We start from the raw sequence: 26,733 nt of genomic DNA, 5'->3' as shown, positions 1-26,733 counted from the left end.
ATTTAAAACTTCCATTGCAGGTAAAACGCCCACACATTCCGGGGTTCATTCACCTGCCAGATATACCGCATGCCAACGCTTGGCCCTATCCTGGCCGAGCCCAGGTTTATCCCCGCAAAGACACCGGGGTTAAGCTCAGTCGTACGATCCTTTTTACTGGTAACAAAAGTTTCTGCAGGCTTGTCCTGATTAGGCTCGATACGATTTTGTGGAAACTCCAGAAAGTACTCGTAATCGGATGTTTGCTCGTATTCTTCGTACAATCTGCCGGAGATCTGTACGCCACCACCTACACCCATAAAATGGTTAAGGTTATACCTGTACGATACCGGGACCAGTGTAATGTCCATATATTCAAAGTCTGTCTGTTCATCGACCTGGGTAAGCTCCATGATGTCTATACCCGGCTCCAGTTCAGTCCGGATTTCATAGTTACGGCTGCTCTCAAAAGTACCCTTGCTGACCTGGAGTTCGGCCTGGAGATATCCGCGATGGGGTTTGTATGGCGAGGCTGTAATACCAATAAAGTAATTTCGGCTGTTGTCCAGAGAGTTTACCGAATTGTACCCAAGCATTGCCCCTAATGACAACCCCGGCTTAAAATGGGTTTTACTATAGTTGGTAAGTATAGGCTCATTTTTGTCAAAGATGATAGCTGTACGGCTCGCAGAATTAATTTTGGGAGCCTTGTCCTTCAATTTCACACTGTACCTTACAAAACCTTTGGTAGAGTCGTACTTGTGCACTCCTTCCTGGTTACTGCCTGGCAGGTATATGTTGTTGAATATGAATGAGATCTGCTTTTCAGAAAAAACCGTATCGATGCAGCTATAGCTTACTGTCAATGAATCACTATCCGGACAAACAGGGCATTCCGGATAGGTATCCAGCAGTTTGAGGGTGCTCTTATCAATGATAGAGGGCACATCCACATCCAGCCTGATGGTAGTGGCCGGCCCCTCGCCGTTATTTTGGAACCGTACTTTGTACTTCAACCGCTTTTTATCTGCAAGACGATAATTAATACGTGTATCGGAAACTGCCATTTTATTGGGGTCATGCGAGGTGGTAATCTCCATCTCCAGATCCCGGACCTGGTGGCTCTCCGACCTTTCATCCGGCACAAATACTCCCCTGATCTTAACTATAGCACTGGTATCTTTGAGCATTTCAGGGGTAGTTTTAATGGTAAAAAATATATTGCGCTCCTCTTTTGGAGCCAGGTCTTCAAACTTAAAGATCAACTTATCTCTAAACTCCCGCTCCGACTCCTCTTCGGTAATAAACACATGGTTTCTGACAGAATCACCCGGTGACGGGCAGAAAGGAAACATACCTGCTCCCATACCTGCCGATGCCCAGGCCTCATGGGATGCAAACAGGGCGTTGGTATTAAAATGGGCTGACAACAACATATCTTCTGCCGGCTTTTCACTATGATGCGTCCTTACATCAGCAATTTCAAAATTATTGGCTTTAAACTTCCGTTCATTATAGTAGATGTATAGTTTGCCGTTAGAGGCATAGCCCAGGTCATTTTTATACCTCATTACCACTACCATATCCTCATTGGGCACTGGCTCCCTGGTTTTCACCATGGCGAGTCCCTGAAAGTCACCTTCCACTGAAAGCGGGCCGGGCTGCTCGTTAACTTCACCCACTTTAAGGATTTTAGGTCGGCTGGGTGGTGGCTTGCCATTGTCATAGTTGTTGGTCACCTGGAGCCTTACCTGATATTCGCCTTTGTCATTATAAACATGTTCAGGTTTTTCCTCAAAGCTGAAATGGCCATCCCCAAACTCCCAGAAATAAGTATAAAACGCCTCCGGAGCGCCGGAGATCTGTACCAGAGGGGGCGTGTCAGCCTGGAACTCCACTTTATTGTCATATTGGTTAAATAGTATTTCAGCCTTTCGGGTTGTAGTATCCGTTACTAGCTGGCCTCTCGCCATATGACCGAGCGAAAGTATGGTAATGAAAATGATGATCCGTTGCATGGTGGTTAAGTTGATATCCCCTGTTAAAAGGAAAGCTAAACGATAATATATTAAAAATATAGCTTAAGCCAAATTAAAGGCCTGGAGCGTAAATCCCTAAATTTCAGTAATATTCTAAAAACCAGGGCAACAACCTCCCGTGCGGTATGCAGAGGCGATTGGACAGAAACCACTCAATCCCCTCCCCGAAAAACAGGGAGAGGAACTGAGGGATCGATCAATAACTATCAGGGAAGGTCTTCCACCATCTGGATAAGCTCAGCCTCTGTAGTGGGGCTAAGGTCACCGATCAGCTCTACGTGATCCTCAGTGATTGTAGCACCCTGAATAGCATAATAATACTGATCATCAATAACTGACAGCACAATAAAATGCACCTCCAGTCCTATAGGAATTTGCCCATAGTGCTCAGTAAACAGGCCGGTTTCTTCGTCATATACATCAAACTTTGCCAGCGCAGCAGGTTCACCATCGTACGATAGGAAAACACTGCAGTTGGTATTATCATAACCTTCGGGCACATCCACATAAAGCGTGGTTTTCGGGCGCGGATCGCTGTACCATCTGTCAATATTTGTCCATCCGAAATTATCGGCAAAGCCATAGTAAGCTCCTCCACCGTCACCATTACCTCCCTGGGCATCGCCTGCTTCCAGTCTGCCCTTGGCCTCTTCCCAGATCACCTCACAATCGGCCTCCAGGCAATCACCATTTTCATTGACAAACAATTGCATGTCCATATCCAGACTATCGGTTTCCACTACGATCTGGAAGCCAATACCGGGCTTGAGTTGCAATTGCTCCCCATTCTGCGTCGCATTGATAAAAAATTCACCCCCTGAAACCAGGGTAGCAATAGAACCATCTTCCTGGCGGCCACGGGTCGGCTTGTCACCCAAAAGCATCTGCGCCTTGTCGTAAAGCTCAATAAGCTCAATATCGATATTGCCCGTCACATCATTGCCATCAGCATCTATCATGGAGTTGGCGTTGAAATAAAGGTAAGTACCTTTCTCCCCGGTAACAGCACCGCCACTCTCAGCATCTACCTGGAAAGTCTGGCTGGCTTCATTCAGGTGTTCTGCGTACTTCTCCTGCAATGCTTCCCCATCCGGGATCTTTACATCAGGGGTCACCGTCACATTATCGTCATCCTTGCACCCGATGAGTGCAGTAGTCATAATGCTAAAAATAAAAACGAGGTTGGTTAAAAATTTCAAAGTTTTCATGATTTTCAATTTTTGTTTTACACCCCTAGATCAACTGCTTTCCAAATTGTTACCCATCGGGCAGAAGTTTTTTTGAAATAAATTTCAGAAGACAAAAAAATGAACTTGTTTAGCATTCTTACTTATCATGGATAGCCCCAAAGCCCATAGTGACCAAAGGTATATAGAAGCGCTCCTGCAAAATGACAGCGCTGTGATCCGGGAGATCTATGATAAATTTTCCGGCAAGGTAGTCTCGTTCATAAAAAAGAACAGCGGAGATGAAAATGATGCCAGGGATGTTATCCAGGAAACGTTAATAGTTATATACCGGCAGGCCTTTGAAAAAAAACTGGTACTCACCTGCCCTTTTGATGCTTACTTCTTTCTGTTGTGCAAAAGACGATGGTGGAACAAATTGAAAAATACTGACCGCCAGGAGGTAACAATTGAAGAGGATATTGCATCTGTAGACAGACAAAGCGAACAAACAGCAGACAGTACAGAACTGTATGAACTGAAAAGTAAGCTACTGGCTGACAAGTTGAATGCCCTGAGTGAGAAGTGCCGTGAGCTGATAAAGCTGTCCATGCAGACAGATTCCATGAAAGCAGTGGCTGAAAAACTTGGCGTAACCTATGCCTATGTAAGAAAGAAAAAGTCTTTATGCATGGGACATTTAACCGATCTGGTTCGTGAGTCGAAAGAGTTTAAGAACCTTAACGAATTGTAGCATGAGCGCGGAAGACTATCACCTCATAGAAAAATATCTGAACAACGACCTGACCGAAGCGGAGCAGAAGGATTTTGAATTGAAAATGCAGGATGCCGACTTTGCAGACACGGTGCGTGTTTATACAGAGGTAAACGAGAGTCTGCAAGCCAAAGAAAAAAGAAAAAAGGGAGAAGAGCAGCTTAAACATACCCTTGAAACTGTTTCTGAGGAGTTTTTTACTACATCAACCAAAAAGGGAAAAGTACTGCCCCTGCGAAATATCTATTGGGCTGCCGCAGCATGCATAGTATTGGCTCTGAGCTTTGTGTTTATTATCAACTGGCTGTCTGAGGCTCCGCAATACAGCGATTATGCCCGGTATGAACCCCTGGCACTTTCAAGCCGGAGTGATGATCAATCACTGACCATTGCGGCAGAAGAAGCTTTTAATAATGGAAAATATGCCGAGGCTGCCACTCTCCTTAAACAATTGTCAGAAGCAGGCCCCGACGACCCCAGGCTGAAAGTTTACCTGGCCCTGTCCTATATTGAAACCGGAATGTATCCACAGGCAGAGCAACTGCTAACGGATGTACAACAGGGCACGTCTATCTTTCAATCTACTGCAAGCTGGTACCTGGCACTGAGCTACCTTAAACAGGGAAATGAAGAAGCCTGCAAAAAGCAGCTCCTGAAAATACAGGAGGGTTCGCCTTATTTTGAAGAATCCAGAGAACTGCTGGAAGAACTTTGATAAATTATTTTAACTCCGACAGGGCATTCCAAATAATAGAACAAATCCCATAATTAGAATTATTACAGGTTGCAACACCTAAAAATTACCCAAAACAAGCCATATAAGCCGATTTACGCATTTGGCACAGCTTCTGCTACCCATTAAGTAAAAGAAACATACAAACAATTACTACAATGAAAGGTGCAGAGTTTAGATTTTACAAATGGTTGATTGGGGTGGTATACTTGGTATTGTTTATCCTTATTATCGTATCCCTCGCGATATAGCCGGAAAGGTTTAGTTTTTATTTTTCAAAGACTTGAAAAACCTGGCCCAGTTAAATGGATTCAACAAAGGGTTGGGTCTGGGGCCAAATTTATCCCCCTGGTACTGCACCCAGTTATCGATATAATACCTATGGTTCATACTGGCATCCATAGGTGTGGTTTGGAGCATGAGTGCCAGTAGTTCATCGTTCAGATTTTCGTTGTTCACATCTTCCCTTACCGGCAGGTTAAGCGCCAGCACAGCTTCTTTAAAAATCTCTTCTGTAGGGAAAGGCATGATCTCCACGGTTTCCAGGAATGTGGTATCGGAAACCAGTTCAATCAGTATCGTCAGGTTTTCTTTATCGGTGTCGGGTATTCTGTAGTATTGTTTTTCATAGCCGATCGCACTGATCACGATCTCATCCCCCACCAGTGTAGGCATAGAAAAATACCCAACTCTGTTGGTGGTTGTTCCTCTTCCCGCTTTGGGCACATACACGTGCACCCCGGGAATTCCTGAGACGCTGTCTTCGCCCAGAACAATACCTGAAAGCTGAATTACTTTTTTCTTGCCTTGCGCCTGAACGTCAACCCCTGATAGGGCGAGCACTGCTAACAGCAGCACCGCAAGCCATAAATACTTTCCACGAACCTTTTTCAAACACTTCAACGTACTAAAACTATGGATGTATAGGATTTCGAAGATATCAATTGAACGCCAATTTTCCTTATAATGTTCAGTATTTATTTTAATTTTGATTCAACCAGACCTTAACTATGAGATTAAAAAATTTTAGTTTGTCTTTTGGCTCCCAGATCTTCAAAGCTTGCTCTGATGAATCCAGGTTACGCATCCTTCACCTTATTTTCAAGAATAAGGAAATGTGCATCTCTGACCTGGAACTGATCCTGGATTTTACCCAGACCAAAACATCACGGCACCTCATATACCTGAAAAACTCAGGTATACTGAACACACGCAAGCAGGACCAGTGGGTATTCTATCATTTAAAAGATGAGGTCTACGACATTATCAATCAGATATTTCAATTTTTACAAAAGGACCAGGTACTTCGCGGTGACCTTGAGGCCTATAAAACGATGTACTCTAACAGGGAGCTGGCATTAAACAAACTACAGACTAGAAACTGGCAGAGCTAATGCAGAAATACAAAGTAATATTATTTGATCTTGACCATACCCTTTGGGACTACGAGAAAAATTCGCAGGAAACGCTGAATGAAATATATGTCAACTATAAACTCAACGCCCTCTGCGGTTTTTCATTCGATCAGTTCCACGACCGCTTCGGCCGGGTCAACTCCGGCCTTTGGCGCCAGTACGACCATGGGCTTATCGACCGCACTACTATCCGGCAAGAACGCTTTCATCGCATATTGAAGCACTTCCGCATTCAGGATACAGAACTCGCCCTGCGCCTCTCCGACGACTACCTCAACCTCTGCCCTACCAAAACCAACCTGCTGCCTTACGCCCATGATGTGCTGGGCTATTTGAAGCAAAAATATGACCTGTACATCCTCACCAATGGCTTTGATGATATACAGGAGATCAAGCTCTCCAACTCCAAACTGAAAAACTATTTCAGCGGTATGATCACTTCCGAAACCATAGGTCATCGTAAGCCCTCAAAAGAGATCTTTAACCATGCGCTGGAAGTGGCCGGCTCTACTTGTAACGACACCCTCATGGTGGGCGACAACTTGCTGGCCGACGTGCTGGGTGCCCAGGGCGCATCCATCGATTCAGTCTATTTCAATCCATTGCGGAAAGTACACCGCGAAAATATCCACCTGGAGATCAACTGTTTGAGCCAGCTCATGAATATCCTGTAGGCTGGTCGGATTTTACAAAGTTATGGCGTAAATTTGCCCGCCTAAACACATCATTTCTTACATTATAATCATATATAAAGTATGCCAAAAGGAGTTTACAATGTGCCCCTTCCGAAAAATGAGCCCGTACTTTCTTACGGACCGGGTTCACCGGAGAGAGCTAGTTTGAAAAAAGCTATTGAGGAAGCGAGGTCTAAACAGGTTGATATCCCCATGTACATCGGTAGTGAGGAGGTCAGGACTGACAAAAAATTACCGTTGAATCCTCCGCATGACCATCAGCACGTGCTGGGTTATTTCCATGAAGGAGATTCTTCACATGTACAGCAAGCCATTGATGCAGCTTTAGGTGCTAAGGAGGCATGGGCAGAGCTGGCCTGGGAACACAGAGCCAGTATATTTTTAAAAGCAGCAGATCTTCTGGCCGGCCCGTACCGTGCAAAGATCAACGCGGCTACTATGCTGGGACAATCTAAAAATGCTTTCCAGGCCGAGATTGACTCTGCCTGTGAGCTGATAGACTTCCTGCGTTTCAATGCGCACTATATGTCGCAGATCTATCAGGACCAGCCCGAATCATCTCCAGGTGTATGGAACAGGCTCGAGTACCGTCCTTTGGAAGGTTTCGTCTTTGCCATCACTCCATTCAACTTTACTGCCATTGCAGGAAACCTTCCCGCTTCAGCAGCATTGATGGGCAACACCGTAGTTTGGAAACCTGCTTATACCCAGATCTACTCTGCGCAGGTAATTATGGAAGTATTCAAAGAAGCCGGTTTGCCTGATGGTGTGATCAACCTGATCTATGTTGACGGACCTGCTGCAGGTGATGTGGTATTTAACCACCCTGACTTTGCAGGCCTCCACTTTACAGGAAGTACAGGCGTATTCCGTCACCTGTGGAAAACCATTGGCCAGAACATTGAAAAATATAAAACCTACCCAAGAATCGTAGGTGAAACAGGTGGCAAGGACTTTATCGTTGCGCACAAATCTGCCAATGCCAAAGAACTGGCTACTGCTATTGTTAGAGGTTCATTCGAATTCCAGGGACAAAAATGTTCGGCAGCATCCAGGGTATATGTACCTGCCAACCTTTGGGACGATGTAAAAAAATATATCCAGGAAGACCTGAAAGATATCAAAATGGGTGGAACAGAAGATTTCAGCAATTTTGTAAATGCTGTTATTGACGAGAAAGCCTTTGATAAAATCGCCGGATATATCGATCATGCGAAAAACAACGACATGAGCGAAATTATTGCAGGAGGCGGATATGATAAGTCAAAAGGATATTTCATTGAACCTACCGTGGTTGTAACTAAAGACCCTAAGTCAAAAACCATTTGCGAAGAGATCTTCGGGCCTGTAGTTACTATTTATGTGTACCAGGAAGAGCGCTTTGAGGAAACATTAGAGTTGGTCAACAGCACCTCTCCTTATGCACTTACCGGTTCTATCATATCTAAAGACAGGTACGCCGTAGAGTTGGCTTCCAAAAAGCTGGTCCATGCTGCGGGTAATTTCTACATCAATGACAAACCTACAGGCGCAGTAGTAGGTCAGCAGCCATTTGGTGGAAGCAGGGCTTCCGGTACCAATGACAAGGCCGGTTCTGCGCTAAACCTGTTGAGATGGGTATCTCCGAGAACCATTAAGGAGACTTTCGTACCTCCAACAGATTACAGATATCCTTTTCTTGGAGAGGATTAAAATATAGCTGCAAAAAGCTGAAAAGGCGAGGCTAAAACCTCGCCTTTTTTAATGCCCAGACAGTATTTTACAAAAAGTTATGAAAATAAATCAAAAATGTTATTTTTGTATCCGTGTAAGTTTTGTGAAGGAAGAAAACATTTAATACCCCATAACCCTTAGCCTGAATGCCACGTTTTTCTTTGAGTAAGGTAGATGACTACCGCAATACACGATCTCCTCAAAATGACATTATTCGTATCAAGTTTCCTTCAGAATTAGTTGCCGATAAGCAGGTTAAGAAAGAAGAGCTACTGGTATTTGTGGTAGATGATGATCCTCATTTCCTCCAGATCCTGAATACACATTTCAATAAGCTGGAGATCAAGTCAGACACTGATAACCTCTACAAATTCAAGGTAAGAAATTTCGCTACCGGTAGAAGTTGTCTGGAAAACCTCTCCCTCAATCCGGACCTGGTATTGCTTAATTTTTATATTAACAAAGGCATGCCCAACGCACTAACCGGACAGGAAACCCTGGAAAAAATATCGGAAGTTAACCCTAATCAGAAAGTACTGATCCTCAATGATATAGATATCAACCTTCGCGATGCCTTTGTTGAAAACGGCCTTCGTGACTACATTATCAAAGACAATGAAGCTTTGATGGAACTCAACAAATTGGTCATTGATATTCTCAATCATTAATCCCTGGCGATCAATTAAATTTTTGACATTCCGGATAACTTTTTCATAACTCCATTCATTAAAGTAATAGAGCTTTTAATGAGGAGATGATATGAAAATTTACAGCACAATTATAATTGCCACACTTTTATTGTTTAGCCAAAACCTGACAGCTCAGATAAAGCAGGAGCAGGCCGGGGCGAAAGAAAAACAATACCAGGAAAAGCAGAAAAAGCAACTTAAGCTGATCAAGGACAGAACCTTTATTATTGAGGCCAATATGATTTATGACAAAGACCTCAATACCTTTGCCGTGAGTTCTACCACTAACTTCGTTAAAGTTGAAAAAGACGACATAATCATTCAGTTGACATTTGATAAAGTAGCCAACTGGAACGGCATAAGCGGGGTAACTATAGAAGGGGAGATATCGGATTATACGATTCAAAATGAAGAAGGTCCTATAACGGTTGTTGCCAAAATTGCTTCCTTAACCATGGGCATGTCTGACCTTAAAATGACGGTTTTTGATGATGGTATGGCAAGAGCTGTATTATCCGGCACCTTCGGTCAAAGAATAACCTTTTCAGGGCACTTTCGCGCACCCGATGAATCAACCGTATTTAAGGGTGTATCCAAGTACTAACACTATCCATTTTTTCCGGGTTGTTCATCGAAAGTTATAGCCCAACTCCATAGAGAAATGGCAAAAGGTGTAACTTTGACTACCCGACGGGATCGTCGCCCCCACCTGCCGGAGTTGTATTCGGATATTCTTTTTTACCTTAAAGCTTAATGAACAACCCTTTCAAACCTTCATTCTTCCACTACTTTGTAGCCACAGCCACTTTTCTCACTGTAACCATGCTGAGCTATCCCCTGTATGACCATAACCATACATTGCTCGCCATTTATATTCCGGTGGCTTTGCTTATGGCATACCTTGTCTTCCGCAGGTTAACCCGAAGAATAAGAAAAAGAAACAAAGCGCTGCAAGAGCAGTTCCCCGAAGCGTGGAAAACGATGTTAAGTGAAAATGTTAAATTCTACAGGGAGCTTCCCGCGGATAAAAAAGTGCAGTTTGAAAAGGAAGTTTACTTCTTTCTGGCTGAGAAACGCATTAAAGGCATCGACACGGATGTGGACGATCTCGACCGCCTGTTGGTAGCCAGCAGCGCCATCATACCTATCTTTGCCTTTCCCGAATGGGAATACAACCACCTGGATGAAGTACTGCTCTATCCCAATTCCTTTAACAGCAATTATGAAACTGCCGGGGAAGACAGGTCAATATCTGGTATGGTGGGCAATGGTATCATGAATGGAAAAATGATATTGTCGAAGAAAGACCTTCATTTCGGATTTGAGCATCCACAGCATAAAAGGAATGTAGGCATTCATGAGTTTGTACACCTGCTAGACGAGTCGGATGGCAGTATTGACGGCATTCCCGATGCACTTATGGAGCACAAATATGCCGAGCCATGGTTCCGCGTAATGCACCAGGAGATGCAGAAAATAAGGAATAACCAATCAGACATCAATCCTTACGGAGCCACAACCGAAGAAGAATTTCTGCCTGTGGCCAGTGAATACTTTTTCCAAAGACCGCAGCTTTTAAAAAGTAAGCACCCTGAGCTATACAAACTGCTCAACAAGATCTTTCACCAAAACCCGATGGGTTTTATGAATAAATAAAGACCGTCTGCCCTATCCGGAAAGGCTACATAAAATCCGGCAACAGCATATACCTTCCAGTCGGCATCAATCTGGGTGGCTTGGCACAGTTCCTGAATGTACAACTAGCGGAATTCATTTTTGAATCTGCTTAATATTGATTGTATATGATTGAGAAAATGACTGCTGTAATTACGGGCGGAAGTTCAGGAATAGGAGAAGCAACTGCCAAAGCATTGATTGCCAATGGCTATCAGGTTATAAATGCAGATATAACTGCTGAACCTTCATCGACCGTCGACCATGTACCATGCGACATTACTTCTGCCAAGGATATTGATAAGCTCTATGGGCATGTAAAAGAGAAATACGGCATCCCCGATGTGTTGGTATCGAACGCAGGACAAGGCATCCACGAAAAGCTTGCCGAGGGTGATCCTGACAAATGGCAAAAGACCATAGACATCAACTTAATGGGCACCTTACGATTTATAAGGGCTTTTTTACCCGAAATGCTGGAGAGAAAGCAGGGTGATATAGTATTTATGTCGTCCATCAGTGGCCGGCAACCTTATGAGTACGGAGGCATATACTCAGCCACCAAAGCCGCCATAAACATGATCAGCGATACGCTCCGGCTCGAAACGCAGGGACTCCTCAGGATCATCAATATAGCCCCTGGAGTAGTCGATACGAAATTCTTTAAAAATATGGTCAGCAGCAACCATACCGTAGACGACATTGGCCTGGGCAGCCTCTCCCCTGAACAGGTGGCAGAAATGGTCATTCGTATTCTGAAACTCCCTGAATCCGTTAACATTCCTGATATTACCATTACTCCCACGAAGCAAGTCTAGTGTAGAAGCTCATGCACGGGTAGTTGGTTATTGAGTACCTGCATCCCCATTTCATAATTAACCTAAAGAAGCTGTTGAAGTCTCACCTCCCGCTTTAAAGGATCAATAAGAACATCTTTCCCTTATCCGGGACTTAATCCTGCTTCTGGAATTGTAATTGTTTAAATCAATACTTGAATACTAACCACATAAACCAACAGGAGGGAAACGTGAAAAATATATTAGTAACAGGAGGTGCAGGATTTATAGGCTCCCATCTCTGCGACGAATTAATAAGAAACAATTATAAAGTAACCGTTTTAGATAACCTTTCGGAACAAGTGCATGGCAAAAACTGCCGGCGGCCAGACTACCTCAATCCACAGGTAAATTTGGTCAAAGGAGACGTCCGTGATCCCGAGATCGTGAGAAAACTGGTCAGTGAAGCGGATGCTGTATATCATTTTGCAGCACTCGTAGGCGTAGGGCAGTCGATGTACGAAATAAAGGAGTATACGGAAGTAAATAACGTAGGCACCGCCAACGTACTGGAGGCAGTGATCAAACACCCTGTCGAAAAACTGATTGTTGCCTCAAGCATGAGCATCTACGGTGAGGGACTCTACAAAGATGACCAGGGCAATACTTATCAGTCAGCGTCCAGAACGCTAAGCCAGTTAAAAGACAACGACTGGGAGGTTTATGGTGCTGAGGGTCAAAAATTATCTCCGATAGCCACGGGAGAATTTAAAAAGCCCAACCTTTCATCTGTCTATGCACTTTCCAAATATGACCAGGAAAGAATGTGCCTGATGACAGGCCAGGCTTATAACATACCTGTAACAGCCCTGAGGTTTTTTAATGTATATGGAACCCGCCAGGCATTATCTAATCCTTATACAGGTGTACTGGCTATTTTCTCATCGAGGCTGCTTAACGACCGGCCTCCATTGATTTTCGAAGATGGCCATCAGCAGCGGGATTTTGTACATGTACACGATATAGCCAGGGCATGCCGTTTGGCACTGGAAACACCGGAGGCGGCTAACGAAGTTTTCAATATTGGCAGCGGAAACAGCTACTCGATCAGTGCCCTGGCCTATCAGCTTGCAGAGACGCTGAACAAGTCATACATAGAACCTGAGATCACAGGTGAGTATCGTGTCGGGGATATCAGGCATTGCTTTGCCGATATTTCAAAAGCCACAAACATATTAGGGTACACCCCAAAAGTTTCACTTCGGGAAGGCATGAAAGAGCTGGCCACCTGGCTGGAAGACCAAATGGCAGTTGACCATGTTGACCAGGCAAAAGAAGAGCTGGCCTCAAGAGGCCTTACTGTCTAACCCATAACCGATACCAACCATGAGAAGAAGCTATAACAATACACATAAAAGAAGAAAAACGAAGGAATCCAAGGAGGTAGGAATCCTTCAGTGGTTCCACATTGGAGAATACGACAGAGTAGAACAAACACTCAAAGACCTGAAAAAGCTGGGGATAAAACACCTGAGAACCGGTATCTCCTGGGCAGATTTTTATACCAAAGAAGGCCCGGAATGGTATGACTGGCTACTGCCCAAGCTTTCAGAGCAGGTGGAGATCCTGCCCTGCTTTCTATACACACCACCATCCATAGGCATTGAGCATAAAACCTCCTCACCACCCAAGGGGCCAAAAAGGTATGCCGACTTTATGGATGTGTTCATCGGCAAATATGGTGAGCATTTCGACTGGGTGGAACTCTGGAACGAACCTAACAACCGGAGCGAATATGACTATACACTGGATTCCAACTGGGATATTTTCAGTGAAATGATCATATGCGCTGCCCATTGGTCGAAACAACTTGGCAAGAAGGTGGCTTTGGGCGGCATGAGCCCTATTGATACGAACTGGCTCGACTTTATGGCCCGCCGCAATGTACTTGAAAACATAGATGCGGTTGGTATCCATGGATTTCCCGGCTCCTTCGACTCCCATTTCAGACCGTGGGATGACCAGATTGAAGCGGTAAAGAAAGTATTGAAAGACCATAACCTGGAGCCTGAGATCTGGATTACCGAGGCTGGCTTCTCCACCTGGCAGTATGATGAAAAACAGCAGCTCCAGGAATTTGTCAAAGCCACCAGCTCTACGGCTGACCGTGTATACTGGTACTCCTTATATGACCTTTGCCCTACAAGACCCACGGTAGATGGTTTTCACCTGGATGAGAGGGAGTATTATTTTGGGTTAAAGAATGCCAAAGGCAAGCCCAAATTGCTGTACCGGATGCTTGAGCTTTTTGACATCTACAGCCTCAGGGAGATCGACTGGTGGGAAAACAACGAACCCAAAGGCCGACAAAGCACGGCCCATGACGGAAAATATGTACTGATAACCGGAGGAGCCGGTTTTGTGGGTACTAACCTGGCCAACCACCTGCTCAACCAGGGGCATAAAGTGATTATTTATGACAACCTTTCCCGTCCCGGCGTGGAAAAAAACCTGGAATGGCTGCTTTCCGAACATAACAACAAAAATATCAGGGTGGAGCTGGCCGATATCCGGAATTACTTCACCCTCAAACGGGCAGTGGATAAGTCCCAGATGGTGTATCACCTGGCCGCTCAGGTAGCAGTAACAACCAGCCTGGAAGACCCTACCTATGATTTTGATGTGAACATTAAGGGCACCTTTAACCTGTTGGAGGCCATCCGAAACTCAAAACAACAACCTCCGGTAGTGTTTACCTCTACCAATAAGGTTTACGGAAGCCTGCCCGACATCTCGTTTGAGAGCTCGGATTTCAGGTACTTCCCGGCAGATGCAAATATTAAAAAGTATGGCATCAATGAAACGCAACCACTCAACTTCCATAGTCCTTATGGCAGTTCAAAAGGCGCAGCAGAGCAGTATGTACTGGATTATGCCCGTTCTTTTGACCTGAAAGCAGTGGTGTTTAGAATGAGCTGCATTTACGGGCCGCACCAGTTTGGTACCGAAGACCAGGGATGGGTAGCACATTTTCTAATCAATGCCATTAAGGATAAGCCCATCCAGATTTTCGGCGATGGCAAACAAGTCAGGGACATCCTTTTTGTCGAAGACCTGGTCAGGGCATTTCAACTGGCCTGGGACAATGTGGAAAACATCAGTGGTGAAGCTTTTAACATTGGTGGAGGAGCAAGCAATTCCATCAGCCTGCTCGAACTGATCAATCTGATAGAGATCAAAAAAGGCGACCAGAAAATAGACCTGGAGTTTGGCGATTTCAGGACCGGCGATCAGGTGTACTATGTCTCTGATTCGCGGAAATATAAAAAAGCAGTCGGCTGGTCTCCGTCAGTATCGATAGACAAAGGAATAGAGAAGCTCTACAACTGGCTGCAAAAAGAATACAAACCACATTTGGAAATCAAACAATTATCAAACGGAGTTTTACATGACTAAATACCAACAGCAAGATTCAGTTTTAACCCGGCCGACCACTGATACTTATCAGGCGGCCGTTATCAATAATCCCAAATCCATAGAGTATGTGGAATTAACCACTCCACAGCTCGAAAAAGACCAGCTTCTGGTTAAAATGGAAGGCGTAGGGCTTTGCGCTTCCAATATCCCGGTATGGGAAGGCAGAGAGTGGTTTGACTATCCTATGGAGCCAGGCACACCTGGCCATGAGGGCTGGGGTGTAATAGAGCAAACCGGCAGCGAAGTGAGCCATTTTAAGCCCGGTCAGCGGGTAGCTATCCTACAGGGTAATGCTTTTGCAGAATACGTGGCAGTCCCTGCTTCTGACTGCGTGCTGATCCCGGAGCAGCTAGCTGGCGTTCCGTTTCCGGGAGAGCCATTTGGTTGCATGATGAACATTGCTGAAAGGGCAGACATCCGGGAGGGACAGACGGTTGCCATTATCGGCCTCGGCTTTCTTGGCCTCGGGCTGGTAAAGCTGGCCAAAGAAAAAGGCGCCCGCGTACTGGCATTATCCAGAAGGGACTCCTCACTCGAGATGGCCGCCGATGACGCAGACCGCTGCATTAAAATGGATGACCACTATAAAATCATTGAAACTATACAGCAACTCACTGATGGCAAAGGTTGTGACCGGGTGATCGAGTGCACGGGCAAACAGTGGCCGCTTGACCTCGGGACTGAAATCATAGGTTACTACGGCAAATTTATTATTGCAGGATACCATCAGGACGACCTCCGCAAGGTAAACATGCAGCAGTGGAACTGGAAAGCTATAGATGTCATCAACGCTCATGAACGTGACCCTGAAAAATATAAATCAGGCATTCGGCATGCTATAAAAGCCATTGAAGAAGGGCGGCTTGATCCGCACAAATTACTTACGCACCAATTTGACTTTAATGAGCTGCCCGAGGCTTTCAATTTGCTCGCTGACTGCCCCGAAGGTTTTATCAAAGGATACATAAAATTTAAATAAAGCATTTTAAAATCAACATGGAAGAATTGGTAGAAATACAACAAGACATGCTCCCTAAACTGGGTTTTTTAGGTGTAGGATGGATCGGCAAGAACAGGCTTGAATCACTCGTTTCAGCGAATCTGTCGGAAAATATTGCTATTTGCGATACGGATGCCCCAAGCATAGAGGAAACTTTGAAAGTAGTGCCTCACGCAAAAAAGCATGACTGCCTGGAAGATATGCTGGGAGAAAATATCGACGGTGTGGTCATTGCCACTCCCAGTGCCTTGCATGCCAAGCAGGCAATCACTGCTCTTGAGCATGGAAAGGCAGTTTTTTGTCAGAAACCACTGGGCAGGAACCTGGCCGAAACCAAAGCAGTGGTCAATCAGGCCCAGAAATCTGATAAGCTGCTTTGTGTGGATTATTCTTACCGCTATACGAAAGGCATACAAGCCATAAAAGAGGTGTTGGATGAAGAAAAGCTGGGTAAAATTTATGCTGTGGAAGCCGTTTTCCATAATGCCTACGGGCCGGACAAATCCTGGTTTTATGATCCTAAACTTTCCGGGGGCGGCTGCCTCATGGATCTGGGCTCACACCTGGTAGACCTGATGCTCTACCTCTTTGATGCTCCTTCCACGGAGGTTCGCTACGCCAATATTTTATCCGGCGGGAAATCGATTTCCAACCACTGGGAAACAGTGGAAGATTTCGCAGAAGCACAATTATGTACATCGAGCGGCATCAGCGTACGCATGGCCTGTAGCTGGAAGCTCTCTGTAGGCAAGGATGCAGACATCTACCTGAAAATCTACGGCACCGAGGGCGGCGCCTGCTTCCACAATGTAAATGGTTCTTTCTATGACTTTCAGGCGGATATCTATACTCAGAACCATGCTGAAACCATAGTGACCCCTCCTGACGACTGGGGAGGCAAGGCCATACAAAGATGGGCTGAAAAACTGGCCCACAGCAATAAATTTAGCAGTGCCAACAACGAACTCATCAAATCAGCAGCACTGCTTGAGGACATTTATAACTTCACCAGACTATGAAAATACTGATGACTACCGATACCGTCGGAGGTGTATGGCACTATGCCGTAGACCTGGTTTCCTGCCTGACAGAAAGCCAGATAGAGGTGGTATTGGTAGCCATTGGGCCAACCCTCAGCGAGGGGCAACAAGCCCAGGCTGACCAACTCGATGCCAAATTTTACCATCGCCCTTACAAACTGGAGTGGATGAACGACCCCTGGGAAGATGTTGAAAAAACCAATGAATGGATAAAGGAGATCAGCCGGAATGAAAAACCAGACTTACTCCACTTCAACAACTACCCACAGGCAGCCCTGGACTGGAACGTGCCGGTTATACTGGTAGCACACTCCTGTGTGGCTTCCTGGTGGCAGGCCGTAAAAAATAAGCCGCTTCCTGCCGACAGGTATTTTGATACGGTAAAAAAAGCATTCCACACCGCAGATATAGTAGTTTCCCCTACCAAAGCCATGCTAACCGTTTATCAGCAAATCTATGGGGACTTCAAAAATGCCCAGGTCATCTACAATGGTTTGAACCTTACCGACTATGGTGTTAAAGAAGAAAAACAGCCCATTATTTTCAGCATGGGCAGGTTATGGGATGAAGCTAAGAATATCAGACTGGTTGCTCAGGCAGCAAAGGAAATCAAGGGAAACATCTTTATAGCAGGGAAACAACCCGACACTGAAGGCTATAAGGCCGATAACATTACCTACCTCGGCCAGCTTAGCAGGAAAGAAATTTTCAAATGGCTCAAGAAAAGCAGCATTTATCTCCTTCCGGTAAAATATGAGCCTTTCGGGTTATCATTTCTTGAGGCTTCCGCTTTAAAGTGTGCACTTATAGGTGGCGACATCCCAACGCTCCGGGAGCTATGGAAGGAGAGCATGACCTATACCGATACTGACAATGCCTCCGAATTAGCCAAAGCCTGCAACACCCTGCTAAACAATAAAAAATATTGCCAGTCAATGGGAGAAGAAGCTTATAGAAACGGTAAGCAATACTCATTGGCAAGGAAAAAGGAACAGTATATCAAACTGTATCACAATGCGCTGCAATCAGTGCCTGATTTTAATTACAACTAAAGAACAGAACCATGAAAATTATATTATTCTATCATTCTCTGATATCTGACTGGAACCATGGGAATGCCCATTTCCTCAGAGGTATATACGCCTCTCTAATGAAAATGGGCCATGAGGTCGTGGTATACGAACCTACAAACGGCTGGAGCCTGAGCTCTCTGATAAAAGATTACGGACACAAAGCGGTCTCCGACTTCCGGAGTTATTTTCCGCACTTAAAGCCCAGCTTTTACGACCCTGAGGATTATGACCTCAATATCATGCTAAAAGATGCTGACCTTGTGCTTGTACATGAATGGAACGACCCGAAGCTGGTACGTGATATCGGGAATTTCAAGCTTATCCAGGACTTCACTTTATTCTTTCATGACACGCACCACAGGGCTGTTTCTGCCAGCGAAGAAATGAAGCGTTACGACCTTACCCACTACGATGGCGTACTGGCATTTGGTAATACATTAAGCCGCATCTATGAAAAAGAGGGCTACCACAAAAACGTGTGGACATGGCATGAGGCAGCCGATACGGACACTTACCACCCTATGGTAAGGGATGAAGAGCTGGGTGATGTAGTATGGATAGGCAATTGGGGCGACAATGAACGCACCAAAGAGATCCATGAATTCATTATAGAACCGGTTAAAGCTTTGAAGCTAAAAGCTAAGTTTTATGGAGTAAGGTACCCTAAACATGCTATACGCGCATTGGAAGCTGCCGGCATAGAGTATGGCGGCTGGCTCCCTACCTGCAAAGTAGCGGAGACCTTTTCCAAATACAAGGCTACCATCCATGTACCGAGAAAGTTCTACAGAGAAAACCTGCACGGTATTCCAACCATACGTCCCTTCGAGGCTATGGCATGCAAAATACCACTGATCAGTGCGCCCTGGGAGGATACAGAAGAGTTGTTCACCATCGGCAAGGATTTCCTCATGGCAGAAGATGGTGAAGAGATGAAGGACATGCTTTATAAGGTAATGACGAATAAATCGTTTGCCCGCTCCATGGCTGATCAGGCCTATTCGACCATTTGCGACAAGCATACCTGCGACCACCGGGCAAAAGAGCTGGTCAACATCTATAAGCAGGTAAATGAAAGTAAAACCATAAAAGCGGAGGTGTGATATGAACAAAGGACTAAACATAGCATTTTTCGGCAGCAGCCTGGTAAGCGCTTACTGGAACGGTGCCGCTACCTATTACAGAGGCATCATTAAAACTTTGCACCAGCAGGGACACTCGATCACATTCTATGAACCCGATGTTTACGAAAGACAGGCCAACCGTGATATTCCTGATCCGGATTATGCCACAGTAGTGGTTTACCAGCCGGAAGAAAACGCCCTGCAGCAATGCCTGGACGAGGCAGGAAGTGCCGATATTATCATCAAAGCCAGTGGTGTTGGTGTATTTGACCGTGAGCTGGAAGAGCGCATTGTAGAGATCAGACAAGACCATCAGCAGATCATATTCTGGGATGTTGACGCTCCTGCAACCCTTGACCGAATGATCAATGATAAAAACGATTACTTCCGCCGACTGGTGCCTGAATATGATCAGGTACTAACTTATGGTGGCGGGTTTCCGGTTGAGGATGCCTACAAATCGCTCGGCGCAAGGGACTGCACCTCGATTTACAATGCTTTCGACCCTGATACCCATTTTCCTGTCTCTCCTAAAGAGGAATATGTGTGCGATCTGGCATTTTTGGGCAACCGGCTGCCCGACCGCGAGAAACGGGTGGAAAACTTCTTTATCAAAGTAGCCCGTGTTTTGCCTGATAAGAAATTCATACTTGGCGGTAGCGGCTGGGGCGATAAAGACCTGCCCGAAAATGTAAAATACGTAGGCCATGTACCTACCAAAGACCACAATGCTTTCAACTGCTCTGCGCGCGCCATACTCAACATTAGCCGGGACAGCATGGCCACTTACGGCTTTTCACCGGCCACCCGTGTTTTTGAAGCCGCCGGAGCAGGTGCCTGCATCATTACCGATGCATGGAAAGGCATCGGGGAATTCTTCGAGCCAGATGATGAAATACTGGTAGCTGATTGTGCCGAAGAGGTAGTGGAGATCATGGAGCTGCTGGATGAAAAAGGGGCCAGGGAAGTTGGCAATGCTGCTTTGATGAAAGCACTTACCAAACATACCTATGACCACCGGGCGCAGCAGCTTGAAGAGATTTTACAGCTTAAAAGTATTGTGGCCTGAGGCCATTTTGAATATGACCATTGACTAGAAAGAATTGAAAATATGCAGATAGTTTTTATTGGACTAACCATCAGCTCCTCTTGGGGCAACGGACATGCCACCACCTACCGCGGCTTGCTGAGAGAGCTTACCGCCCAGGGCCATGAGGTGTATTTCCTGGAACATGACAAGCCCTGGTACAGCGATAACCGCGACTTTGACCAGTCAGAGCATTATCATCTCCGGTTCTACGATTCTGTAGATATGCTGCAGGAGCAATTCGGCAGCCTGGTCAAAACAGCAGAGATGGTAATCGTAGGTTCTTATGTGCCAGAAGGCGTCCGCGTTGGCCGGTGGGTACAGGATACCGCCAACGGTGTCACGGCTTTTTATGATATTGACACCCCGGTAACTCTTACGAAGCTGGATAAGGGAGACGAAGAGTATCTGACCAAAGCACTGATCCCCGGATTTGACCTGTACTTGTCTTTTTCCGGAGGTGAAGTACTTGACCTTCTGGAGAACCAGTATAACGCACAACGCGCCAGGGCTTTATACTGCTCGGTAGACCCTGACCTTTACTATCCCATGAACCTGGAGAAGAAATGGACTCTCGGATACCTGGGCACCTATAGCATGGACAGGCAGCCGACGGTCAATAATTTATTGATTGAGCCGGCAAAAAATTATGTTTCCAAAAACTTTGTAGTCGCAGGACCGGGTTACCCGGAAGAGATTGCCTGGCCTCAAAATGTACAGCGTATTGATCACCTGGCTCCTCACAAGCATTGTGAATTTTATAACCGGCAGCAGTTCACCCTCAATGTAACTCGTGAAGCAATGATCAGGCTGGGCTATTCGCCGAGTGTAAGGCTGTTTGAGGCAGCAGCCTGCGGTGTTCCAATTATCAGCGATTACTGGAAAGGCCTCACTGATCTTTTCGAAGAAGGCAACGAGATACTCATTGCCCGAGACACCGGTGAAATGGAATCGATCTTAAAGGAAACCACCCCTGAACAGCAAAAAGCAATTGGTGAGGCAGCAAGAAAAAAAGTAATGCACGCTCATACCGCGGCACACCGGGCAAAAGAGTTGATAACCTATTATGATGAAGTAAATAATCTGGTCTTGACAGGGGATGCTGGTAGCGTGGATCTATAATATTGCCCTTGCTATAATACATTTTTCAGCCAACAGGATAATTGTCCTGAAAAACATCCCCAGGAGCATCTGGCTTTCCATAGCCGGTGGAGCTTCAATTGCCTATATATTTCTTCATCTGCTGCCTGAGCTGGGGGCCTACCAGGACAGGTTTGCCGAAAATATTGGCGGCATGTCATGGTGGGGCAGCAAATATGTCTATGCTATTGCATTAGTTGGCCTGGTGGTATTCTATGGCCTTGAACGCTTGGTCAAAATGAAGAAAAATTCGTCTGATGCCGCCATCAATCGCAATGTATTCTGGCTGCATATCAGTACTTATTTTATTTACAATTTTATTATAGGCTACCTGCTGATCAGTGAAACAGCCATAGACCTGAAAGAAACGTCTTTTTTCTTTGTAGCTATGGCTTTTCATTTCATTGTCAATGATTTCAGCCTGATCCAGGACCATAAAGAAATGTATTTAAAGCATGGCCGGTGGTTCGTAACAAGTGCCATCATACTTGGTGGCATTATAGCCTCATTTTCATCACTGCACGAGCACCTGCTCATCATTATGTTTGGCCTGGTCAGCGGCAGTGTTATTCTCAACGTGTTAAAGGAAGAGCTGCCGGAAGAACGTAAAAGTAGATTTTGGGCATTTTGTACGGGCGCCCTTTTCTACAGTTTGTTATTAATTTTAATAGAGGACTAAAATGATTACGAAAGAGATAGATAAAGAAATAGAACAGCTTAACCCCTGGTTCCATAACCTCCATTTACCAGATGGAAGCCAAACGGCACCAGACCATTTTTTGGGAGATTTTCCCAATTTTAAATGGAAAGAGCTATCACCACACATTCCCGAAGACCTTACCGGCTGGAAGGTACTGGACATCGGCTGCAACGCCGGGTTTTACACCTTCGAGTTGGCCAAAAGGGGTGCGGATGTGCTCGGCATAGACCTCGACCCTCATTACTTGCGGCAGGCACAGTGGGCGGCCAAAAAATTTGGCTTGGAAGATAAGGTTGAGTTCAAACAAATGCAGGTCTATGATCTCACCAAGCTACAGGAAGATTTTGACCTCATCTGGTTCATGGGTGTGCTCTACCACTTGCGGTACCCCATGCTGGCTCTCGACATCATTTCGCAGAAAGTGCGTAAAATAATGGTTTTCCAGACATTGATGATGCCAGATACAAAAACCAAACACATCAAAGATGATTATGAAGTGAACGACCGCCGGGAAATGCTGGAGGAAGGATGGCCGAAAATGGCTTTTATAGAGAAAAGCTTTGCCGGGGACCCAACCAACTGGTGGGTACCAAACCAGGCTGCCATCGAAGCCATGCTGCACACCTGTGGCATGAACGTGGTGGACAAGCCGCTCGATGAAACCTACATCTGCAAACCGGATAAAAAGTATAAATCCGTGCTGGACGGATGGAATTATTCCGAGTACCTTTCTGCCATAGGCAGTCCATGGAAAAACCAGGTGGAAAATAAAGTAAAAAAGTAAAGCTTAAACTAAAAAGGCTGAGCCGGATTACCCTTGGCTCAGCCTCTCTCACATCTCTACATTCTCATTTGGAAAAGACTACCAATCATAATCCCGGTACGGATCATCGTATCCCTCCGATCTTCGGTCTTCACGCCTTCTCCTGTAGTCTCCGTCTTCTCCCCTTCTTTCCATATCTCTGTTTAAACCGGACGACATAGAGGAGCGGCTCCTGTCATTTTCGTTCCGCTGGTTATAATCTCCAGGAGAAGCTCCATGCCGGTTTCCACTCCTTGTTCTTTCTCCCGTAAGCCTTTCTTCCGGGGAGTTTTGGTATCCAGTGTTTCGGAGATTGTATTCATCAGACCGTCCACGATCTTCATTATACCTGGCTTTGTTCCTCTGCAAATTTCCATAACCATAATCCGTATCATACCTGCCCTGGTTCTGATAGCTTTGTTGCGGCCCCTGGTAGTTTCCGGGATCAGAATAGCCTCTGTAATAATCGCGTCCTTCCTGGTTGTGGCTGCCTCCATTACCATATACAGTATTGCGGTTCATGTAGCCTCCATCTTCAAACCCCTGATTGCCGTAGCTTCTTTCATAACCATATCCCTGGTTATAATCGCCTCTGTTCCTGCCTGTATTTCTACCCACAGGATTATAGGCCTCATTATATTCACCATAGCGATTTTGCTCTCCAAAGCGGCTTTGTTCCCTTTCAAAATTCCGTTGATTGTGCCACTTTGAGGCATGGTCGCTGCCATCTCTGAAACCACGTTCGTAGTCACTGAGACGGGCATGGTACTGATCCTGATCCTCCTGGTCGTAACGCCGGCCGGTTTCCCCGGTTATCACATCGTTTTCAGAGCTGCCTCGTGGTGTACCTTCATCCGTATTCTGGCCCGAAGACCTGTCAGAAGATCTCTGCCGGTTAGGCTGGTGCGAAGTGTCCGTACCTTTACTTTTGCTTTTAATTTTGTCTTCTCCATATTCCTGTTCAGACATTCTGTTCCCTGCCTGACCATATCCTTCAAACTCCGTCTGGCTCTCCGCCTGCCTGTCAGAAGCTTTATTGGTACTCACATCATTTGCTGAATCATTGGTACGCTTTGTGGATTTTGTAGCCTCTTTTTCAGTTGGCGCATTCTTCCTTGTCTTTTTATCTTTAGTTTCCATAATATTTCTGTTTATTCGTTTTACATCCACCATGTATATTACAATTTCAACTCCACGATTCACCACACAACACACAAGATATAAAAGCCTGATAAACAGCAAAATAAAAGCTGATCAAGCACTAGTTCAGGAGCTACATCCGCGATAAATTTTCTCACAGATGCAAGAAATTCCACTTAGTGTTTCAGTGGAATAATATTTGTCTAAAATCATCTGCGTATACTCCATACTCTTCAACCATCTCACCTTGGCACACTTTTTTACCCAATTTTTATAAAGCATTAACCGGAATCCACTCACAAGGTAGAGTCCATAACCATTTTGACCATGACAGAGCAAGAGATAAAAAGCAAAGGCATCAAAGATATATACACCGTGAAGGAAGATGAGTCACTTACCATAATAGCCAGGGAGTTTTATGGCAATCCTTCACTTTGGAAGCACATTTACGAAGCCAACATTGACAAGATCAAAGACCCGAATGACTTGAAGGCGGGTCAAAAACTGATCATACCCGATTTACCGAAATAGGATAGAAAGCCTAAAGTATTGTGGAAGAAGTACTTCACAAGTGAGAATGATATTACACTAAGAAGCATGAGTACTTAAGTTGGAATGAGGAAAATTCCCAATTTTCAATATGGCATGTTTTTTAACCTTTAGAATCTAAATATAGATCGTATGCAACAGCCAGTATATGCCAGAGTTGAGGATGGGGAACTTTATGGCACACTAAGCGACACCCGTAGTAATATAAAATACAGAATGATGAAGGAGGCAATCCAGGGATATTATGACAACCACCTGGTGCCTTCGGCCAATATGCCCTCTATCAGGGAGATCAATTACAGCATGGGAATTTTTTCTGAAATGGGAACCAGGGAAAGTGCCAGTGCATTATCCAATAGCCTTAATCAGTTTATTGAAGATATAGAAGACAGGCCGGAGTGCAACTCCTACTTCGCCATTTTTGACGAAGTGGATATTGAAGATGAAGAACATTTTCAACTGCTGTTGTGGACACAATTGCAATACGTTCCCGGCAACACCCTGGAGCAGGTCTCTCAAAATGATCATGAAATGCTTATGCCAGGTGAATCTGATTTTTGCATCACCCTCGCCGGCCGTCCATTGCACGTCATTTGCCTGCACCCTCAAAGCAACCAAAAAGTAAGAAGATTCCCCTGGCCGGTGCTGATTTTCAGAACTATTGGGAAGGATTCGTAATTTACAGTTTACTGTACGCTTGTTCACCGTTTACTATTACGAACCTGCATTGCGGAGGACACCCTCCGGCCTGCGGCCACCTCCCTCGAGGGAGGAATAGTGTGGTATAAGGATTTTGTAGCTAGTTCTTTATGAAATAAGAATTATGCCAGGGCATTCGGTGGGTGTTACAGGTTGCTGATCCAAATAACTACGCAGAATCAAAGGCGCACCGTCCCAAACTGTCCCATTGAGGGGACTACAGGCGTGTTTTGCCACTAAGAAAATAATTTCCTCATTCGCGAACTGACCAAAGTTCTCTTCCAGCAAAGCTCCCTCATTAAATTAACCTATGTGACTTTATCTTTGCCAATGATTATATTTGAAAAGCCTTACAAAACATGAACCTCCTGGCCCTATCAATCCTACTATTATTTTTAGACTCGCCAGCCTCCAACTTGTCGGGAAACTGGACAGCATTACACTACAAAGATTCAAACCAACTCATTTGTCATCAACGGGCCGGTCATTTCCAACCTACATTGATCTTTACAAAGGAAGTATTAATCGATAAAAGCTGTAATGAATTTACATACTCTTATTCAATTAATGACGACATAATCAAACTGGAACATGTAAGTCCTGGCCGAACACTCATGGGTTGTCCCGGCCTTAGAGAAAACGTGGAAGACCTGCTAAGCAGGAACTCCACATTTAAACATCAATTGACTGGTGATACCTTATACCTGATCTTTAATAATAAAGAAGAGTTAAAGCTCATGCGAACAGAATCACTTGACATGAATTGGTATGACCAATACTATCGGGAAATTGGTTGCAAATGGCCTGACGTGTATTATTCTATTTCAAAAGACAGTATACATAATGAACCCATACATTATTTTGCAGAGGTATTCCCTACCTCGTGCAATGACGATCCTCAAAAGATAATTGACCAAAATATTAAAAGAACAGCAAGGCTGGAAAGGCTTGATGCTAATGAAAAATTAGTCCTCCGTTTTCCCATTGATAAATATGGCAAACTACATGTTGACCTACCGGAGCAGGAGTACCCCAGCATATATAAGGAAGAAATATTGCGGCTTTTGAAGCTCCTGCCGCATTGGGAACCTGCTAAAATTGATGATGAGCCAGTCAATATGTATTACCCACTGATTTTTGATTTTAGGAAGGCTGAGGAATAGGGTTTCAAATTCGCGGTTCGCTTGTTTTCAGTTTGCTACAGTTGTTACAGGCAGCATGATTTTGAATTTGTGATCTACACTACAG

The 26,733-nt window shown here is 45.0% G+C and carries 26 protein-coding genes; 22 read left to right on the top strand and 4 right to left on the bottom strand.

Features of this window, described 5'->3' with window-relative positions:
* Window positions 1-2 precede the first annotated feature (2 nt).
* A complete protein-coding gene (locus E1163_RS29390; RefSeq protein WP_155177234.1) occupies window positions 3-1,997 on the bottom strand; it encodes a PKD domain-containing protein in 1,995 nt (664 codons plus the stop codon).
* 227 nt (window positions 1,998-2,224) lie between these two features.
* Entirely contained in the window at window positions 2,225-3,226 is a 1,002-nt protein-coding gene (locus tag E1163_RS29385; protein WP_155177232.1) for a hypothetical protein, read from the bottom strand.
* A 127-nt stretch (window positions 3,227-3,353) separates the two neighbouring features.
* On the opposite strand from E1163_RS29385, the gene E1163_RS29380 reads away from it, so the two are divergent.
* Both E1163_RS29380 and E1163_RS29375 read left to right on the top strand, forming a co-directional pair.
* Window positions 3,354-3,938, top strand: coding sequence for an RNA polymerase sigma factor (locus tag E1163_RS29380; RefSeq protein WP_155177230.1), 585 nt, complete (start codon window positions 3,354-3,356; stop codon window positions 3,936-3,938).
* A gap of 1 nt (window position 3,939) precedes the next feature.
* Window positions 3,940-4,674 (top strand): tetratricopeptide repeat protein, encoded by a 735-nt coding sequence (locus E1163_RS29375; RefSeq protein ID WP_155177227.1) that lies wholly within the window; start codon window positions 3,940-3,942, stop codon window positions 4,672-4,674.
* Between the two features lie 279 nt (window positions 4,675-4,953).
* Here E1163_RS29375 and E1163_RS29370 read toward each other — a convergent pair whose 3' ends face one another.
* Window positions 4,954-5,586 (bottom strand): carboxypeptidase-like regulatory domain-containing protein, encoded by a 633-nt coding sequence (locus E1163_RS29370; protein ID WP_155177225.1) that lies wholly within the window; start codon window positions 5,584-5,586, stop codon window positions 4,954-4,956.
* A gap of 116 nt (window positions 5,587-5,702) precedes the next feature.
* Between E1163_RS29370 and E1163_RS29365 the strand changes: the two genes are divergently transcribed.
* The 17 genes from E1163_RS29365 to E1163_RS29285 all read left to right on the top strand — a co-directional run bounded on the left by E1163_RS29365 (window position 5,703) and on the right by E1163_RS29285 (window position 23,079).
* Window positions 5,703-6,086, top strand: coding sequence for an ArsR/SmtB family transcription factor (locus tag E1163_RS29365; protein WP_155177223.1), 384 nt, complete (start codon window positions 5,703-5,705; stop codon window positions 6,084-6,086).
* The gene (locus tag E1163_RS29360; RefSeq protein ID WP_155177221.1) at window positions 6,086-6,781 is read left to right on the top strand and encodes a YjjG family noncanonical pyrimidine nucleotidase; all 696 of its coding nucleotides are present in this window, start codon (window positions 6,086-6,088) and stop codon (window positions 6,779-6,781) included. The genes E1163_RS29365 and E1163_RS29360 overlap by 1 nt, the downstream gene beginning before the upstream one ends.
* A gap of 81 nt (window positions 6,782-6,862) precedes the next feature.
* The gene (gene pruA / locus E1163_RS29355; RefSeq protein ID WP_155177218.1) at window positions 6,863-8,494 is read left to right on the top strand and encodes an L-glutamate gamma-semialdehyde dehydrogenase; all 1,632 of its coding nucleotides are present in this window, start codon (window positions 6,863-6,865) and stop codon (window positions 8,492-8,494) included.
* A gap of 167 nt (window positions 8,495-8,661) precedes the next feature.
* Window positions 8,662-9,183, top strand: coding sequence for a response regulator (locus E1163_RS29350; RefSeq protein ID WP_155177216.1), 522 nt, complete (start codon window positions 8,662-8,664; stop codon window positions 9,181-9,183).
* A gap of 91 nt (window positions 9,184-9,274) precedes the next feature.
* Window positions 9,275-9,808, top strand: a complete 534-nt coding sequence (locus E1163_RS29345) for a DUF4251 domain-containing protein (RefSeq protein WP_155177214.1) — start codon at window positions 9,275-9,277, stop codon at window positions 9,806-9,808.
* Between the two features lie 149 nt (window positions 9,809-9,957).
* The gene (locus tag E1163_RS29340; RefSeq protein WP_246223982.1) at window positions 9,958-10,860 is read left to right on the top strand and encodes a M90 family metallopeptidase; all 903 of its coding nucleotides are present in this window, start codon (window positions 9,958-9,960) and stop codon (window positions 10,858-10,860) included.
* A 146-nt stretch (window positions 10,861-11,006) separates the two neighbouring features.
* On the top strand, window positions 11,007-11,696 hold the full coding sequence (locus E1163_RS29335; RefSeq protein WP_155177212.1) for an SDR family oxidoreductase: 690 nt from the start codon (window positions 11,007-11,009) through the stop codon (window positions 11,694-11,696).
* A gap of 209 nt (window positions 11,697-11,905) precedes the next feature.
* The gene (locus E1163_RS29330; RefSeq protein WP_343034004.1) at window positions 11,906-13,021 is read left to right on the top strand and encodes an NAD-dependent epimerase/dehydratase family protein; all 1,116 of its coding nucleotides are present in this window, start codon (window positions 11,906-11,908) and stop codon (window positions 13,019-13,021) included.
* 19 nt (window positions 13,022-13,040) lie between these two features.
* Window positions 13,041-15,110 carry a GDP-mannose 4,6-dehydratase gene (locus tag E1163_RS29325; protein WP_155177208.1) on the top strand — a complete coding sequence of 690 codons (2,070 nt, stop codon included), beginning with the start codon at window positions 13,041-13,043 and terminating at the stop codon, window positions 15,108-15,110.
* Window positions 15,103-16,110, top strand: a complete 1,008-nt coding sequence (locus tag E1163_RS29320) for an MDR/zinc-dependent alcohol dehydrogenase-like family protein (RefSeq protein WP_155177205.1) — start codon at window positions 15,103-15,105, stop codon at window positions 16,108-16,110. The genes E1163_RS29325 and E1163_RS29320 overlap by 8 nt, the downstream gene beginning before the upstream one ends.
* Window positions 16,111-16,127: 17 nt before the next feature.
* The gene (locus E1163_RS29315; RefSeq protein WP_155177203.1) at window positions 16,128-17,150 is read left to right on the top strand and encodes a Gfo/Idh/MocA family protein; all 1,023 of its coding nucleotides are present in this window, start codon (window positions 16,128-16,130) and stop codon (window positions 17,148-17,150) included.
* Window positions 17,147-18,223: a glycosyltransferase family 4 protein gene (locus E1163_RS29310; protein ID WP_155177201.1), complete on the top strand. Its 1,077-nt coding sequence runs from the start codon at window positions 17,147-17,149 to the stop codon at window positions 18,221-18,223. Before E1163_RS29315 ends, E1163_RS29310 begins: the two co-directional genes overlap by 4 nt.
* A gap of 11 nt (window positions 18,224-18,234) precedes the next feature.
* The gene (locus E1163_RS29305; RefSeq protein ID WP_155177199.1) at window positions 18,235-19,347 is read left to right on the top strand and encodes a CgeB family protein; all 1,113 of its coding nucleotides are present in this window, start codon (window positions 18,235-18,237) and stop codon (window positions 19,345-19,347) included.
* Between the two features lies 1 nt (window position 19,348).
* A complete protein-coding gene (locus tag E1163_RS29300; protein ID WP_155177197.1) occupies window positions 19,349-20,437 on the top strand; it encodes a CgeB family protein in 1,089 nt (362 codons plus the stop codon).
* Window positions 20,438-20,479: 42 nt separating this feature from the next.
* A complete protein-coding gene (locus E1163_RS29295; RefSeq protein WP_155177195.1) occupies window positions 20,480-21,577 on the top strand; it encodes a CgeB family protein in 1,098 nt (365 codons plus the stop codon).
* Window positions 21,555-22,274, top strand: a complete 720-nt coding sequence (locus E1163_RS29290) for a hypothetical protein (protein ID WP_155177193.1) — start codon at window positions 21,555-21,557, stop codon at window positions 22,272-22,274. Before E1163_RS29295 ends, E1163_RS29290 begins: the two co-directional genes overlap by 23 nt.
* A gap of 1 nt (window position 22,275) precedes the next feature.
* Window positions 22,276-23,079, top strand: a complete 804-nt coding sequence (locus E1163_RS29285; RefSeq protein WP_155177191.1) for a TIGR04290 family methyltransferase — start codon at window positions 22,276-22,278, stop codon at window positions 23,077-23,079.
* A 78-nt stretch (window positions 23,080-23,157) separates the two neighbouring features.
* On the opposite strand, the gene E1163_RS29280 is transcribed toward E1163_RS29285, so the two are convergent.
* Window positions 23,158-24,237, bottom strand: coding sequence for a hypothetical protein (locus tag E1163_RS29280; protein ID WP_155177190.1), 1,080 nt, complete (start codon window positions 24,235-24,237; stop codon window positions 23,158-23,160).
* A gap of 327 nt (window positions 24,238-24,564) precedes the next feature.
* On the opposite strand from E1163_RS29280, the gene E1163_RS29275 reads away from it, so the two are divergent.
* The 3 genes from E1163_RS29275 to E1163_RS29265 all read left to right on the top strand — a co-directional run bounded on the left by E1163_RS29275 (window position 24,565) and on the right by E1163_RS29265 (window position 26,648).
* On the top strand, window positions 24,565-24,768 hold the full coding sequence (locus E1163_RS29275; protein WP_155177188.1) for a LysM peptidoglycan-binding domain-containing protein: 204 nt from the start codon (window positions 24,565-24,567) through the stop codon (window positions 24,766-24,768).
* Window positions 24,769-24,918: 150 nt separating this feature from the next.
* The gene (locus E1163_RS29270) at window positions 24,919-25,464 is read left to right on the top strand and encodes a YqcI/YcgG family protein (protein WP_155177187.1); all 546 of its coding nucleotides are present in this window, start codon (window positions 24,919-24,921) and stop codon (window positions 25,462-25,464) included.
* 380 nt (window positions 25,465-25,844) lie between these two features.
* Window positions 25,845-26,648 (top strand): META domain-containing protein, encoded by an 804-nt coding sequence (locus E1163_RS29265; RefSeq protein ID WP_155177185.1) that lies wholly within the window; start codon window positions 25,845-25,847, stop codon window positions 26,646-26,648.
* The last annotated feature ends 85 nt before the right edge of the window (window positions 26,649-26,733 follow it).

The organism is Fulvivirga kasyanovii (assembly GCF_009711405.1).
Classification (GTDB): Bacteria; Bacteroidota; Bacteroidia; order Cytophagales; family Cyclobacteriaceae; genus Fulvivirga; species Fulvivirga kasyanovii.
Note: the sequence above shows the minus strand (reverse complement) of the source record. Positions and strands in the feature narration are given on the sequence as shown.